Raw genomic sequence first — 15,515 nt, forward strand, 5'->3', positions numbered from 1 at the left:
CACGGCGGCTCTTCCTTTGGTCACTCCGCCACGTAGGTGTGCCGGGCCCACTCGAAGACCCGCAGCTCACGGTCGTCGACGAGGGTGGTGTCGGCGCTGGCCTCAAAGTGCTCGTAGCGGTTGCCGCACAGGATCTTGAGCGTGGTCACGGTGAGGTCGGGTAGGTAGCGCAGGCGGTCGTCCTCGGCGAGCACGGAGGTCGAGCCGCCGCGGAGGAACACGTTGGGGATGTCGTTGCCGGCCATGGTCTGCCTCGTCTCAGGAGTCTCAGAGCGGGATGTTGCCGTGGGCGCCACGGCGGTAGGACGAGGCGGCGAGGACCTCCGCCACCGCGGCCCGGGTCTGGGCGGGCTCGATGACCTCGTCGATCACCCCGAGGGCGAGGCCCCGGTCGACGCCACCGGCGATGCGCTCGTGCTCCTCGATGAGCACGGCGCGCAGCGCCTCGCGCTCGTCCTCCGCCACCGCCGCGAGCTTCTTGCGGTGCAGGATCCCGACGGCCGACTCGGCGCCCATCACGGCGACCTCGGCGGCGGGCCAGGCGAAGACCCTGGTGGCGCCCAGGGAGCGCGAGTTCATGGCGATGTAGGCGCCCCCGTAGGACTTCCGGGTGACGACCGACACGCGCGGGACGACCGCCTCGGCGTAGGCGTAGAGCAGTTTCGCGCCGCGCCGGACGACGCCGCCCCACTCCTGGCCGACACCCGGCAGGAAGCCGGGCACGTCGATCACGGTGACCAGGGCCACGCCCATGGAGTCGCACATCCGCACGAACCGCGCGGCCTTCTCCGCCGACAGCGAGTCGAGGCAGCCGCCCTTGCGCAGCGGGTTGTTGGCCACCACGCCCACGGCCTGGCCCGCCAGCCGGCCGAGGCCGGTCACGACGTTGGGCGCCCACTTCGCGTGTAACTCCTCGAAGGACTCCTCGTCGAGCAGAGCCCTGACCAGGGGGTGGACGTCGTAGGCTCGCCGGGCGCGGGCGGGAAGCAGTTCCCGCAGGTCACGCGGCGCGCCGACGAGCTCCAGGTCGGCCTTGCCCGGCACGGCGAGCAGGGCGGTCACGTTCCTGGCCCGGATCAGCGCCTCCTCCTCGGTGGCGGTCACGATGTGCGCCACGCCGGACTTCACGCCGTGCGCCTCGGGGCCACCCAGCCCCTCCATGTCGATCTGCTCGCCGGTCACGCTGCGCACGACGTCGGGGCCGGTCACGAAGACCCGCCCGGCCGAGGCCATGATCACGACGTCGGTCAGCGCGGGCCCGTAGGCGGCGCCACCGGCGGCCGGGCCGAGGACCACGGAGATCTGCGGAATCCTGCCCGACGCGCGGACGGTGGCCGCGAAGATCCGGCCGATGCCGTCCATCGCCTCGATGCCGTCGGCGAGTTTGGCGCCGCCGGAGTGCCACAGCCCGATGACCGGGCAGTTCTCCTTGTGCGCGAGGTCGATGGCGTCGGCGATGCGGGCACATTCGGTGAACCCGATCGCGCCGCCCATCACCCGGGCGTCGGTGCAGAAGGCGACGACCCGCACCCCGTGGACCCGTCCGAGCACCACGGTGGTGCTGATCTCGTCGTCGCCCCGGTGGAGGGTGAGGGTTCCGTCGTCGAGCAGTCTCGTCAGCCGGACCAGCGGGTCACGGGTGGGCTCCATCATGCGAATCCCTTTCAAGAACTCACGCGAATTGCCGGTTATAAAGGTCGTGATAGAAACCACGGCGGTCCAGAAGTTCCAAATGGGAGCCCTGCTCGACGACCCGGCCCGCGTCCATGACGACGATGGTGTCGGCCGAATGAATGGTCGAGAAACGGTGGGCGATGACGAAACTCGTGCGCCCGGCCCGCAGCCGCGCCATGGCCGCCTGGATCATCGCCTCGGTGCGGGTGTCGATATTACTGGTCGCCTCGTCGAGAATGAGGATACCGGGGTCGGCGAGAAACGCCCTGGCGATGGTCAGCAATTGTTTCTGGCCCGCCGAGATGGTGGACGCCGCACCGTCGAGCACCGTGTCGTAACCGTCGGGAAGCGCCCGGACGAATTCGTCGACATGGGCCGCGCGGGCCGCCGCGACGATCTCGTCGTGGCTCGCGCCGTCCCTGCCGTAGGCGATGTTGTCGCGGATGGTGCCGTGGAACAGCCACGGGTCCTGGAGGACCATGCCGAAACAGCGGCGCACCTGATCGCGGCTGAGGTCGCGGTAGTCGATGTCGTCCAGGACGATCCGGCCCCGGTCGATCTCGTAGAACCGGACGAGCAGGTTGACGACGGTGGTCTTCCCGGCGCCGGTGGGGCCGACGATCGCCACGGTCTCTCCTGGGGCCGCTTCGAGGGTGAAGTCCTGGATCAGCGGGATGGCGGGGTCGTACCGGAAGCAGATGCTCTCCAGGCGGAGCCGGTGGGCGCCCTGCGTGGCCGCGAGGGGGCCGGTCGGCTGGGCGGCGAGCTCGGGTTCCTCCTGCGCGTCGAGGAGGGCGAAGATCCGTCCCGCCGAGACGGTCCCCGACTGGAGCACGTTCAGCTGGCCGGCGATCTGGATGACCGGCGAGGTGAACTGCTGCGAGTACTGGATGAACGCCTGCACGGCGCCGAGCGAGATCGCTCCGGCGGCGACCTGGTAGCCGCCGAACGCGGCGATGACGACGTAGTTCAGGTTGCCGACGAACAGCACCGCGGGGAAGATCGCGCCGGACAGGAACTGGGCGGAGAACGCGGCCCGCCTCAGCCGCTCGTTGCGGTGGCCGAACGCGGCGGCCGTCGTCTCGCGCTGACCGTAGGCGAGCACCAGGGCGTGCCCCGCGTAGGTCTCCTCGGCCACGGACGTGAGGTGGCCGGTCTCCTCCCACTGCGCGGTGAACCCGGTCTCCGACCGGCGGGCGAGCAGGAACGTCACCGTCATCACGATCGGGATGGTCGCCAGCGACACCCCGGCCAGCAGCGGGGAGATCCAGAACATGACGCCCAGGGTCCCCAGGAGCGTGAGCGCCGAGGTGGTCAGCTGGCTGAGCCCTTCCTGGAGGGCGGTGTTGAGATTGGCGGCGTCGTTGACGGCCCGGCTGAGGATGTCGCCGCGCGGGTGGCCGTCGAAGTAGCGCACCGGCAGGCGGGTCAGCTTGTCCTCGATCGCCTCCCGCAGCCGGTACATGGTGCGCTGGGTGACGCCGGTCAGGACGCGGGCCTGGATCCAGCTCAGCAGGGCGCTCAGCACGTACACCAGCGCGACCGCGGCGAGCAGCGGCGCGAGCCGGCTCACCCCGTGGCCGTCGAAGAGGACGTCGGTGGCGGCGCCGAGCAGCGCGGGTCCGCTCACCAGGAAGCCGATCGAGAACACCGTGAGCAGGGCCACGGTCAGCAGCCGGAAGCGCTCGGGCCGGAGCAGGACCGACAACCGGCGGACGACCTCGCCCGGACTGTTCATGCGTGCTGTTCCCGTCCGAGCTGGGTGGCCACGATCTCCTGGTAGGTCGGGCATCCGGCCATCAGTTGCGCGTGGGTGCCGATTCCGGCGATGCGGCCCGCGTCCAGGACGACGATCTGGTCGGCGTTCATCACCGTTCCCACCCTCTGGGCCACGATGACGACGGTGGCGTCGGCGGTTTCCGCGAGGAGCGCGGCGCGCAGGCGGGCGTCGGTGGCGGCGTCCAGGGCGGAGAAGCAGTCGTCGAAGAGGTACAGGCTCGGGCGCCGGACCACCGCCCGCGCGATCGACAGCCGTTGCCGCTGCCCGCCCGACAGGTTGGCGCCGCCCCGCTCGACGGGGGCGTCGAGCCCTTCGGGCAGGCCCTTCACGAAGTCATGGACCTGGGCGATCTCCAGGGCCCGCCACATCTCGTCCTCGGTGGCGTCCCGGCGGCCGAAGCGGAGGTTGTCGGCGATCGTCCCGGCGAAGAGGTGAGCGGTCTGCGCGACCAGTCCGATGCCGGCGCGCAGCGGCTCGGCCGACTGGGCCCGCACCGCGATCCCGTTGACGAGCACCGACCCCGTGGTCGGGTCGAGGAAGCGCGGGATGAGGTTGAGCAGGGTGGTCTTGCCGCTGCCGGTGCCGCCGAGGACCGCGTTCGTCCGCCCGGGGCGGAAGGAGAAGGTCAGGTCGGTCAGCACGGGCCGCTCACTGCCGGGGTAGCCGAACGTGACGTGCCGGAACTCGACCGCGCCGGTCACCGTGGCCGGGACGACCGGTCTCGGCGGGTCGGCGAGGGCGGGGACGGTGTCGATCACCTCGCGGACGCGTCCGGCTCCCGCGAGGGCGCGTGGCAGCAGGATGAGGACGGTCACGCCGACCACGACGTACGTCATGATCTGCAGGATGTAGAGCAGGAACGCGGTCAGGTTGCCGATCGGCATCGAGCCGTTGGCGACGAGCTCGCCGCCGAACCAGAACACCGCGACGCTCGACAGGCTGGTGACGCCCATCATCAGCGGGATGACCAGGGCGAAGACCTGCCAGGCCCGGAGCGTGGCTGCGGTGATGGCGGTGTTGGCCCGCCCGAACCGCTCCCTCTCCCACGCCGTGCGCAGGAAGGCCCGGGTCACCCGGACGCCGGAGATCTGCTCGTCGAGCACCTGGTTGACGCGGTCGGTGCCGACCTGGACGGCGTGGAACATCGGCAGCAGCCGGATCACGACCCAGCCGGTGACGACCATGATGACCGCCAGCGTGCTCACCAGGAGGAAGGCCAGCCCGGGTCCCTGCCGCACCGCCAGGACCGCCGCACCAAGGGTCGTGACGACCGAGGTGCCGAGCAGGCTGAGCGCCACCTGGAGGAAGAGCTGCACCTGCTGCACGTCGTTGACGGTGCGCGTGGTCAGCGACGAGACCCCGAACCGGTGGACCTCGATGACGGAGAACGACTGCACCCGCCGGTGCACGGCGGCCCGGACGTCGGCCGCGACCGACATCGCCACCCACGCCGACTGGTGGAGCGAGACGAGCGAGGCGAGGCAGAGCGCGACGGTCACGGCCAGCATGAGGCCACCGGCCCTGCCGATGTAGTCGAGGTCGGCCCTGACGACGCCGTTGTTGATGATGTCGGCCGTCATGCTCGGGAGGCTGAGGTTCCCGGCGGCCTGGAGCACCTGCAGGAGGGCGATGACGCCGAGCCTGCCGAGGTGGGGCCGGAGGAAGCTCCCGGCCGGGCCGGTCAGTCGGCCCTGTGCGATCGCCATCGCGTTTCCTCCGTCCTGACCTGTGGAAACGGCGGGCCGTCTCCCTCGGGAAACGGTCCGCCGTGTCGTCATCGAGCCGTCAGGCCGCCGACGTCTCCGGCTCGGCGATCTGCTCGGCCTCGCCCTCGGGCTTCTTCACGGCCGGAACCGTGAGCCCGGGGACGGTGAGATCGGGAACGTTCTTGACCGCTGCGAGAGCGGCCTCGATCGCCTCGGCCAGCGACGGGGACACCGTGTCGTCGAAGTCCAGCTTCGTGACCGTGATGTCGGCGTTGGTCGGCAGAGAGTCGGTACCGAACGCGGCTTCGGCGCAGCCTGCTTCCCGCAGGACGGCCGACTCGTCGTCGGTAATCTCCCGGCTGAGAACAAGAGAGAACACGTGGCCCAACGGTCGTCACCCCTTGAATTGCTGTCAGATGAATTAATTCGAATAACGGTGACGGATTATCACCAGCCCGCAGAACGGTAACCGGACCCCTTGTCGCGATTCAACCCGATCCCGCCACGGGCAGGTGTCCGACCCGTCTGAACTGCGTCGATGTCGTTCGACTGCTGATGTTCAGCAGTTGAACAATTCAGTTCTGGAAATGCTGGTCGAGAATCTTGATGACGTCGTCGACCTGGTCACTCAGGAAGAAATGGCCGCCCGGGAACACCTTCACCTCGAATGAATCGGAGGTGGTGTGGCGGGCCCAGGCGTGGGCGTCGTCCAGGGAGGTCTTCGGGTCGCGGTCGCCGGTGAGGACCGTGATCGGGCAGGAGACGGTGACCTCGGGGCCGCGCCGGTAGAGCTCCGCCGCCTGGTAGTCGGCCCGGATCGCCGGCAGCGCGGCGGCCATCAGTTCGTCGTCGTTGAACAGCAGCGCCGAGGTGCCGTCGAGCCTGCGGATCTCGGAGAGCAGCCCGGGGTCGGGCATCCGGTGGAAGTTCTCCTCGCGGAAGACCGACGGTGCCCGCCGTCCGGACGCGAACAACCGCGCCGGGACGCGGCCGTCGACCTCCATTCGCTGGGCCACCTCGAAGGCCAGCGACGCACCCATGCTGTGCCCGAAGAAGGTCACCGGCAACTCCGGCTGCCGCTTGAGGATGTCGTGGACGTGGTCGGCGAGCTCGCCCAGATCGGTGAACGGCCGCTCGGCGCGCCGGTCCTGCCGGCCCGGGTACTGGATGGCGACCACGTCGACCTGCGGGCTGAGCGCCTTGGACACCGGCAGGAAGAACGGCGCCGAACCGCCCGCGTGTGGCAGGCACACGAGCCGGGCGGTCGCCGTATAGGTGGGCCGGTAGCGACGGCACCAGAGGTCCTGGTCGAGAGAGGGGTGAGACATGCCGCTCCAGAAGAATTGTCTATTAGCGAGAAATGGACCGAGACAAAACGACAAAGGGCCTGGCACCGCCCATGGTGTCACCGTTCAACTGCGTTGGTTCCGCAGTTGAACGGCCGTCGCCGATCGGTGCGAATCGAGCGCCAGGCGTGATCCCCTAACAGTCACGGCAACCGCGGGTACAGGCAGATGAAGCCTGCGCAACGGCTGATGAAACCATTAGAAAATCTCATTGTCAGTGCAATATCTCAAGAGTTATAAAGAGGGCGCCCAGGCGGTCTGCCCGGATTTGTATCCCCGCTCGAAGCTCCCTACGGCAATACGTGAGGTTCTGTCACGAATTCATGTTCGCGTATTGAGGAAACAATCTTCGTCGCCCGGTCATCCCATGTTTTAACCAAGTCATTTACATGACTGAAACGCCTGCCGCCGACTCTTAAAGAAAGCGCACCGCGATGACCCTGAAAACCGCACCGCACCACCACGCAGCAGAGCCCGCCGTCTCCAAAAAGCGGGTATACGACTCGGCGGACGAGATCGATCGAATCCCGGTCCAGTACCTGCCGTTGAGCAGACTGGAGCCGGGGGTTTTCGTCCGCGGCACCGGCACGGACCAGACACACGTCCGCATGCTGGCCGAGGCCGCGAGCTTATCCGCCTTACCGGCGATCCTGGTCCAGGAGAGCAACTCACGGATCGTCGACGGCATGCATCGATTCGAGGCGGCGAAACTCCGCGGCGAAGAGACCATCCAGGTACGACTCATCAACTGCACCGACGAGGACGCCTTCATCCTGGCGGTCAAGGCCAACACCTGGCACGGACTGCCTCTGAGCAGGGCCGACAGGATGGCCGGGGCCAGGCAGATCGTCGAATGGCACCCTGACTGGTCCGACCGCGCGATCGGCGCGGCCACCGGACTGAGCGCCAAGACGATCGCCGGCATCCGCCGCCAGACCGCCGCCGCCGACGACACGCCCCAGCTCGGCAAACGCCTGGGCAGGGACGGCAAGCGCCGTCCGCTCACGGCCGCCGAGGGCCGGCGCCGCGCCGCCGAGTACATCGCGCTGAACCCCAACGCCTCGCTGCGGCAGATCGCCCGGGAGGCCGACGTGGCCCCGGCCACCGCCCAGGACGTGCGGGCCAGGATCCGGCGTGAGGCGGAGGCGGTCGCCCTGCGCGCCGGTACGCAGCCCGGAGGCGAGCGTCCCGGCACGCTGTCGCCGATCAGCCCGTGGCCGCAGGAGGAGAACCTGCCCACGTCGCGCGCAATACGGACAGAATCCAGTCCGATAACCTGGTCGGCGCTTTCTCCGAAACTGGCCAACGACCCCTCGTTGAAATACTCCGAGCGCGGCCGGGCCTTCATCGGCTGGATGGCGATGCACGTCATCAATACCGGAGAATGGAAGAACTTCATCGACGCGATTCCCGCGCACTGGACGTGGGATCTGAGCGTCGTCGCCGACCAGACCGTGCAGGACTGGATGGCGTTCGCCGAAGAACTGCGCCGGCGTCAGGGAATACTCGACTGAGCCGGTGACATCCCCGGAAATTTCCGGGGCGTATTACGTCTTCTGGTGTTCATTGATTGTTCACGATGATCGAAGTGAAATGGGAATCCCCGTGAAAAGACATGTGAAAGCAGCAGCCGCGTTGATCAGCCTGCTGGTGGGCTGCGCGACGCTCTCGCCCTTACCGGCCCAGGCGGAGCCGGACCAGGCGGGCAGGTGGGGCCACCAGCACGGCGGCGCCACCGAGACCCCCTACAACCCGCCGCCCATCGCGTGGGCGCCGTGCACGAACGGGCTGCAGTTCCTCGGCGGTGAGTGCGGCTTCCTCGAGGTGCCGCTCGACTACTCCCGCCTCAACGGCAAGAAGATCAAGGTCGCGGTCTCGCGGATCAAGCACACCTCCGACGAGGCCTCCTACCAGGGCGCCCTCGTGGTGAACCTGACCTGGCCCGGCGGCTCCGGCCTCGGCCAGGCGTCGGTGGGCAAGCTGCTGCCCGAGTTCGTCAGCGGCACCTACGACTGGATCGGCTTCGACCCGCGCGGCGTCGGCGCCAGCGAGCCCAAGCTGAGCTGTGACCCGGGCATCAACGGCTACGACCGCATGGCCTACGAGCCGTCGTCGCAGCGCCACCTGAACGCCCAGATCAAGGTGGCCAAGGACTACTCGGCCGCCTGCGCCCGCACCCGCAGCGACCTGCTGAAGAACGCCACCACCACGCACACGGCCAACGACCTGGACAGCCTGCGCAAGGCGCTCGGCCAGAACCAGCTCAACTACTACGGCTACGTGTACGGCGCCTACCTCGGCGAGGTCTACAGCACCATGTACCCGACCCGGGTGCGCCGGATGATCATCGACAGCGCCGTCGACCCGCGCCAGGCCTGGTTCGGCTACAACCTCGGCCAGAACTACCCGCTCGACCAGAACTTCGGGGCGTTCGCCGCCTGGACGGCCAAGTACGACGCCATCTACCACCTCGGCACCACCGAGGCCGCGGTCAAGAAGAAGTACTACGACACGCTCGCCAAGCTGGCGAAGAAGCCCGCGGGGGGCGTCTTCGGCCCGGCGGTGTGGACGGACGTCTTCCTGCTGGCGTACAACACCAACCACTGGCAGGAACTGGCCACGCTGTTCTCCGCCGTCGTCAACGACGGTGACACCACCCTGCTCAAGCAGGTGTACGACATCAACTACCCGACGGTCACCGACAACCTCCAGGCGATGGCGCTGGCGACCATGTGCACCGACGCCAGTTGGCCGAAGGACTGGAACACCTGGCTGCGCGTCACCGAGCGCGACTACCGGAAGGTCCCGTTCGCGGCCTGGCCCGACATGTGGTTCGTCGCCTCGTGCCAGTCGTGGCCGGTGCCAGCGCAGAAGCCGGCCGACATCGGCGGGCACAGGACGCCGCCGGTCCTGATGGTGCTCGACCGCACCATCGACCCGAGCTCCACCTACGAGGGCAGCCTGGCCGTGCGCAAGCTGTTCCCGAAGGCCGTGCTGGTCGAGAGCGGCCCCACCCCGGCCGAGACGACCACCCCCGAGTCGTGCTCCCCCGGTAAGTCGATCGTGGAGTACCTGTTCAACGGCACCCTGCCGGCCCGCGTGCCCGGCAACACCTCGGACCTCAAGTGCCCGGCGCTGCCGCTGCCGAATCCGGCCGCCGCGACCGCCAGGTCGGCGACGCCCCCGGTGTCCGGATTCAGCGCGGCCCTCGCGGCGGCCACCGTCCAGTAACCCCCTGATCTGAGGCAGCCGGGGTCATCCGACTCCGGCTGCCGTCGTTTCCCGCTTCGTGATTGGACGTGACCATGACCGCTCCGAGCATGCGCGACGACCGCAAGTCGGCCGCCCTGGCCGCCGAGCGCATCACTATTGGCCCCGAAACACGCGTCGTCGGCAGCCTGGCCTTCGCCCGCGAACTGCTCCGGGGCACCTCCACGCGTCAGTCGGGCGCCGGGGCCGCCGACGAGATCACCGGCGACCCGGCGTACACCTCGGTGTTCTTCCTGGATGGTGAGCCGCACAAGCGCAAGCGGCAGGCGATCGTCCGGTTCTTCACCCCCAAGGCCATCAACACCCGCTACCGGACGGTCATGGAGAAGGCCACCGACGACCTGCTGGCCCGGTTGCAAGCCCGCGGCGAGGGCCGGCTCGACCAGATGAGCTTCGAGCTCGCGGTGACCGTGGCCGCCGACATCGTCGGGCTGACCGAGAGCGACCAGGCCGAGATGGCCGAACGGATCCAGAACAACCTGATCGGCCTGCGCCTGCCGCTGATGAGCCGCTGGAAGCGCCCCTTCGGGCAGCTCGCCGCCACCTACCACGGGATCAGGTTCCTGCTGAACGACGTGCGGCCGGCCATCCGGGCCCGGCAGGCCCAGCGCAGGGAGGACGTGATCTCGCACCTGCTCGACGAGGGCTACCCGGAGAAGGCGATCCTCGTCGAGTGCATGACCTACGCGGTCGCCGGGATGATCACCACCCGGGAGTTCGTCGTCATGGCGGCCTGGCACCTGTTCGACGACGACGCGCTGCGCGAGCGTTTCCTGAACGCCGACGACACCGACCAGGTCGCGATCCTGGAGGAGATCATGCGGCTCGACCCCGTCGTCAACATGATCGCCCGCCGGGTCACCGCCGACACGGTGACCGACTCGGGCTCGGTGACCAGCGGCGAGAACCTGGTCGTGGACATCCGCGCCGCCAACCTCGACGAGGCGGTCGTGGGCGAGTGTCCGTACACTCTGGATCCCGACCGGGCCCGGCGGGTGAAGACCGCGGGCTCCTACCTGAGCTTCGGCGACGGCAGCCACCGCTGCCCCGGCGCGCAGGTGGCGCTCAACGAGACGCGGGTGTTCGTCGACCGGCTGCTGCGGGTGCCGGGCATCCGGCTGGCCCGCCGTCCCGACCTGATGTGGACCGACGAGCTGATGGGTTACGAACTGCGCAACGCCGTCATCACGTGCCACCGGTCCTGAGCAAGAAGGCGCTCCCGATCAGCTGACCGGGAGCGCCTTCGGCGTGTGTCAGGGCATCGAAACGGTCATCAGGCCGATGCACATCTCGTCGCTGGTGCCGTCGCCGTAGACCACGTAGCGCGGCGGGAGCTTCTGCAGCGCCGGGAGCATCGTGCGCAACTTGGCGTCGTGGGTGCAGGTGATGCGGACCGTGTCCCCCGGCTTGACCTTCACGGGGGTGGCCAGCGGCACGTGCTGCTGGTCGTCGAAGTTGAACTCAGGCACGTCGAGGAGGACCTGGGCGGCGGGGGTGCCGGGGTTGAGCTCGACCTTGATCGAGCGGCCCAGCAGGTGCATGTGGCCGCGTCCGGCGTAGATGGTCATCTCGGTCGGGATCGGGGTGTCGCACTGCTGGGTGTCCCCCGGCTTCGGGGTGCCGCCGTTGCACGCCGTGACCAGCTGGGTCTCGGTGGCGGCGACTTCGGGGCCGAAGCGCTTCTCCACATCGGCCAGTGAGGCCGCGCGGTCGCACAGGGGGCCCGACTCGCCGGGGGCGCAGGGCAGCTCGATCGGCGCCATCAGCGGGACCGCCGTCAGCGCCTTCGTGTCGCCGTCGCCCTCGGTCAGCCGCAGCCGGACGCTCGACTGGTCGAAGGCGCCGGGCTTCCCGTCGGTGGCGAGCAGGTTGTAGTGGATCTGCAGGACGACCAGGCTGCCGGGCTCGATCCGGTAGCCGAGGTTCCCGTCGAGCAGGGTCTCCCTGGCGCCGGGCGTCCAGGTGTCGACCCAGGCCGAGGGCGGCTGGGTGTCCAGGCCGTCGGTGCCGAAGCACGTCCAGCCCTGGCCGGGGCTCGCGGCGTCCTTCTCCAGGGCCTTGGCCGCGTTCTCCGGGGCGACCACGTAGATGTTCGCGTGGTGCGCGATGCCGGCGTTCGAGGGCGCGAACTGGCTGCCCGTCAGGAACGTCGGCTTGAGCAGGCCGGGATCGATCACCAGGCAGCGGTACTCGTCGGTGCCGCCGCTCGGCGGAAGCGGGATGTACGGCTTCTCCATGGGGAGGGTGAGGAACTGCTCACCGGCCCGCAGCGGGAGCGCGTCGGCCGGCATCGAGGAGGTCGCGTGGTGGCCCCCCTTCCCGCTCGTCAGCGCTCCGCCGGTGGCGGCGGTGGAACTCGCCCCGCACGCGGCGACCACGATCGCCATCGCCGCCGGAGCCAGCGCCCGCAGCGGACTCGTCCGTGTCGTCATGATGTCCTTCCCTATGGGAAAAGGCTCTCAGGCCGCAATTATCCGAGAGGATAATAAGAGCCGGGAAGCCGCGTTCAACTGCGCGCGGTCAGCAGTTGGCCACCCGCTTGTCCCTGGTCAGAGCACCTGTTAGCGTTTTCGGGAATTCGATTTCCGCGAAATTCACTTTCCCGCGATGCGACGACTCCGCAATAGCTCCATCACGACGAACCGACGCTTTCTTGCATCGTCGCGATCGCCATGCACCGGCGAACAGGAGCATTCGGTGAAAACCTTGGCCATGCCGTACGAACGGCAGATGACCCCGATCGAATGGCTCTATCTCGGCATGGGGCCCAACGTCATCCAGCACGTCTTCGAAGGCGACGGCGATCTGGGCGTCGAGGCCCTCACCCACGCGGTCACGGTGGCGGCCGAGGCCTGCCCCGGCATGCGGCTGCGGCAGAAGGGACGCCGCTGGATCGACAGCGGGGTCGCCCCAGAGGTCCGGGTCCTGGACCTCGCCCCCGACCGCGACCTGCTGTCGGAGCCCGCCCTGCAGACGACGCTGTACGACGGCGGCCCGACCTGCGAGGTCCTGCTCGTCCCGCGCCGCGCCGGGCGGCCGGTCACCCTGGTCTTCCGCGCCTTCCACGGCGTGACCGACGCGCGCGGCCTGCTGCTGTGGGTCGCCGACGTCTTCCGGGTCCTGCGCGGAGTCGACCCGGTCGGCGCCACGTCCGACTGGAACAGCGACGACCTCCTCAAGCACCTGCACCCCGGCGGCCTGCCGCCCATCCCGCCCGCCGAGAAGGACCTCGGGCACGCCACCTCGATGGCGCCGGTCCCTCCCGGGCAGCACGGTCTGATCTGGCGGCGCCGCAGCATCGACGGCATCTGCGCCGCGCCCACCGCCCGGGTGATCGCGGCCGTCGCCGCGACCGCCGACCCGCCGGTCCCCGGCCGGTTCCTCATCTCGGTCGACCTCCGCCGCCACCATCCCGAACTGCGCTCCACCGCCTGGCTGTCGCAGATCCTGCCCCTCACCGTCGAGCCCGACGGCGACTGGGAGGGCGTGCACCAGGACCTGCTGACCGGCCTGGCCGAACGCCGCGAACTGCTCAGCCGCACCAGCCCGGCGATGCGCAGGCTGCCGGGGAAGATCGTGCGCGAGATCTTCACCCGCTACGAGGCGTCCGCCGTCAAGAAGCACCGCTATCTGGCCTCGGCCATCGTCACCAGCCTCGGCTTCGTCGACCTCGCCGACTACAGCGCCCCCGGCTTCCGGGCCGGGGTCATGTACACGCTCGGGTCGCTTGTCTCGGGCGCCCCGGTGAGCCTCGACATCGTCGAGACCGCAGGCCGCACCGAGCTCATCGTGACCTGGCGCGACGTGCCGGGCGCGGCCGAGCGGATGGACGACCTCCTCGACCTGCTCACCGAGGCGCTGTCCCCGCAGGCCGACCGCTACCACGCCGCCAACGACACCTGGCGGCCCTCGGCGACGACGTCGCTGCTGGAGCTGTTCCGCCGCCAGGTCGAGCTGACCCCCGACGCACCCGCGCTGACCTGGCCGGAGGGCGAGGTCAGCTACGCCGAGCTGAGCCGCCGCGCGGACGCGGTCGCGGCCGGGCTGCGCGCCCGCGGCGCCGGCCGGGGTGACGTCGTCGGGGTCCTGGCCGAACGCACCCCCGCCGCGATCGCCGGGATCTGGGGCATCCTCCGGACCGGCGCCGCCTACCTGCCCCTCGACGTGCTGCACCCCGACTCGCGGCTGGCCGATCTGCTCTCGGACGCGGGCGCCAAGCACTGCCTGGTCCAGGCCCCGCACGACACCCGCGACGGCTTCCCGCCGGGCTGCACGGTGATCGACCTCGACGACACCACGACGGCGGCGGCCGACGAGGTGCCCGACCCGGAGACCCGGCCCGAGGATCTGGCCTACGTCCTGTACACCTCCGGCTCCACCGGGAAGCCGAAGGGCGTCCAGATCGAGCACGGGAGCCTGCTCAACTACCTCCACTGGGGGATCGAGGAGTTCGGGGTCGACGCCGACACCCGGCTGCCCCTGCTGACGTCGCTGTCGTTCGACGTGTCCGGGACGTCCATCTTCATGCCGCTGATCACCGGTGGCAGCGTGGTCCTGGTCCGCGACCAGCCCAACCACCTGACCCTGCGGCGGCTGCTGACCGAGTCGGGCGCCACCATGCTCAACCTCACCCCGTCGCACCTGGAGCTGATCGGCCGCCTGGAGATCGCGCCCACCGGTTTCCGCAGCATCGTGGTGGTCGGGGAGCAGTTACGGGTCGAGGTCGCCGCGCGGGCCCAGGAGATGTTCGGCCCGGACTGCCGCATCATCAACGAATACGGCCCGACCGAGGCCACCATCGGCTGCACCGCCCACACCTTCGACCCGGTCGTGGACGGCAGTCGCAGCACCGTCCCGATCGGTGTGCCGGCCCACAACACGCAGGTCCACCTGCTCGACCCGACCCGCCGGTTCGTCCCCGCCGGGGAGGTCGGCGAGATGTACCTTGCCGGTGTGCAGCTCGCCCGCGGCTATCTCGGGCGGCCCGACCTCGACGAGGAGCGCTTCCCGCATCTGGCCGACGGCACCCGGCTCTACCGGACCGGCGACCTGGCCCGCCGCCTGCCCGACGACGGTCTCGAGTTCCTGGGCCGCATGGACGACCAGCTCAAGATCCGGGGCCACCGGGTCGAGCCCGCCGAGGTGGCGGCCGTGCTGGAGGAGCACCCCGGCGTCGACCGCGCCGTCGTGGTGGCCCGCAGCAGGCCGGGCGGCTCCAAGGCGCTGTGCGGTTACGTCCTCAGCGGGGCCGGGGTCGAGGTGGCGGACCTGCTGGCCCACGCCACCGACCGGCTGCCGTCGTACATGATCCCGGCGGCCGTCTTCGTCGTCGAACAGATCCCCTACAGCATCAGCGGCAAGGTCGACGTCCGCGCGCTGCCCGACCCCTTCACCGGCCCGGCGAACGTCGCGGGCCCCGCCCGCGCGGACGACGAACCCGCCAAGGACGGGCTCGAACCCGAGATCACCCTGGTCTGGGCGCGGGTCCTGGGGGTCGAGGCCGAGCGGATCGACCCCCACGCCGACTTCCACCACCTCGGCGGCGACTCCGTCGCCCTGCTGAACATGCTGGCCGGGGTCTGCCGGGAGGTCCTCCCCCCGGCGCTGGAGGCCGACTTCATGAACCGGCTCGGACGCGTGATCGCCCAGCCCACCGTGGCGAACGTCGCCGCGATCGCCCGCGAGGTCACCGAGGCCTGACACACCCATCAAAAAAGAGCGGCCGGGTCATCCCGGCCG

General features: G+C 69.6%; 11 protein-coding genes. 4 read left to right on the forward strand and 7 right to left on the reverse strand.

The annotated features are described in order from the left end of the window. Positions 1–20: 20 nt before the first annotated feature. The 6 genes from ACYQ78_RS09155 to ACYQ78_RS09180 form a co-directional block, all read right to left on the reverse strand. Positions 21–245 (reverse strand): DUF5988 family protein, encoded by a 225-nt coding sequence (locus ACYQ78_RS09155; protein WP_459800304.1) that lies wholly within the window; start codon positions 243–245, stop codon positions 21–23. A 22-nt stretch (positions 246–267) separates the two neighbouring features. Further along, complete coding sequence (locus ACYQ78_RS09160; protein WP_459800305.1) at positions 268–1,653, reverse strand: acyl-CoA carboxylase subunit beta; 1,386 nt, start codon at positions 1,651–1,653, stop codon at positions 268–270. 19 nt (positions 1,654–1,672) lie between these two features. Next, positions 1,673–3,412, reverse strand: a complete 1,740-nt coding sequence (locus ACYQ78_RS09165; RefSeq protein ID WP_459800306.1) for an ABC transporter ATP-binding protein — start codon at positions 3,410–3,412, stop codon at positions 1,673–1,675. Beyond that, positions 3,409–5,160 carry an ABC transporter ATP-binding protein gene (locus tag ACYQ78_RS09170; protein WP_459800307.1) on the reverse strand — a complete coding sequence of 584 codons (1,752 nt, stop codon included), beginning with the start codon at positions 5,158–5,160 and terminating at the stop codon, positions 3,409–3,411. The genes ACYQ78_RS09165 and ACYQ78_RS09170 overlap by 4 nt, the downstream gene beginning before the upstream one ends. Before the next feature lie 79 nt (positions 5,161–5,239). Continuing rightward, positions 5,240–5,539, reverse strand: a complete 300-nt coding sequence (locus tag ACYQ78_RS09175) for a hypothetical protein (protein WP_459800308.1) — start codon at positions 5,537–5,539, stop codon at positions 5,240–5,242. 196 nt (positions 5,540–5,735) lie between these two features. Next, on the reverse strand, positions 5,736–6,488 hold the full coding sequence (locus ACYQ78_RS09180) for a thioesterase II family protein (RefSeq protein WP_459800309.1): 753 nt from the start codon (positions 6,486–6,488) through the stop codon (positions 5,736–5,738). 563 nt (positions 6,489–7,051) lie between these two features. Here ACYQ78_RS09180 and ACYQ78_RS09185 point away from each other — a divergent pair. From ACYQ78_RS09185 to ACYQ78_RS09195, 3 genes are all read left to right on the forward strand, one after another. Next, a complete protein-coding gene (locus tag ACYQ78_RS09185; RefSeq protein WP_459800310.1) occupies positions 7,052–8,020 on the forward strand; it encodes a hypothetical protein in 969 nt (322 codons plus the stop codon). A gap of 91 nt (positions 8,021–8,111) precedes the next feature. Then, positions 8,112–9,737, forward strand: coding sequence for an alpha/beta fold hydrolase (locus ACYQ78_RS09190; RefSeq protein ID WP_459800311.1), 1,626 nt, complete (start codon positions 8,112–8,114; stop codon positions 9,735–9,737). A gap of 74 nt (positions 9,738–9,811) precedes the next feature. Further along, positions 9,812–10,981, forward strand: coding sequence for a cytochrome P450 (locus tag ACYQ78_RS09195; RefSeq protein ID WP_459800312.1), 1,170 nt, complete (start codon positions 9,812–9,814; stop codon positions 10,979–10,981). 48 nt (positions 10,982–11,029) lie between these two features. Here ACYQ78_RS09195 and ACYQ78_RS09200 read toward each other — a convergent pair whose 3' ends face one another. Next, positions 11,030–12,208 (reverse strand): monooxygenase, encoded by a 1,179-nt coding sequence (locus ACYQ78_RS09200; protein WP_459800313.1) that lies wholly within the window; start codon positions 12,206–12,208, stop codon positions 11,030–11,032. 265 nt (positions 12,209–12,473) lie between these two features. On the opposite strand from ACYQ78_RS09200, the gene ACYQ78_RS09205 reads away from it, so the two are divergent. Beyond that, positions 12,474–15,476: an amino acid adenylation domain-containing protein gene (locus tag ACYQ78_RS09205; protein ID WP_459800314.1), complete on the forward strand. Its 3,003-nt coding sequence runs from the start codon at positions 12,474–12,476 to the stop codon at positions 15,474–15,476. Positions 15,477–15,515 lie beyond the last annotated feature (39 nt).

Source organism: Herbidospora sp. RD11066 (assembly GCF_054661255.1).

Bases quoted from the DNA above. Each gene is read 5' to 3' on its own strand.
- ACYQ78_RS09160 (WP_459800305.1), bottom strand. From the start codon at position 1,653: ATGATGGAGCCCACCCGTGACCCGCTGGTCCGGCTGACGAGACTGCTC.
- ACYQ78_RS09200 (WP_459800313.1), bottom strand. From the start codon at position 12,208: ATGACGACACGGACGAGTCCGCTGCGGGCGCTGGCTCCGGCGGCGATG.
- ACYQ78_RS09170 (WP_459800307.1), bottom strand. From the start codon at position 5,160: ATGGCGATCGCACAGGGCCGACTGACCGGCCCGGCCGGGAGCTTCCTC.
- ACYQ78_RS09195 (WP_459800312.1), top strand. From the start codon at position 9,812: ATGACCGCTCCGAGCATGCGCGACGACCGCAAGTCGGCCGCCCTGGCC.
- ACYQ78_RS09155 (WP_459800304.1), bottom strand. From the start codon at position 245: ATGGCCGGCAACGACATCCCCAACGTGTTCCTCCGCGGCGGCTCGACC.
- ACYQ78_RS09180 (WP_459800309.1), bottom strand. From the start codon at position 6,488: ATGTCTCACCCCTCTCTCGACCAGGACCTCTGGTGCCGTCGCTACCGG.
- ACYQ78_RS09165 (WP_459800306.1), bottom strand. From the start codon at position 3,412: ATGAACAGTCCGGGCGAGGTCGTCCGCCGGTTGTCGGTCCTGCTCCGG.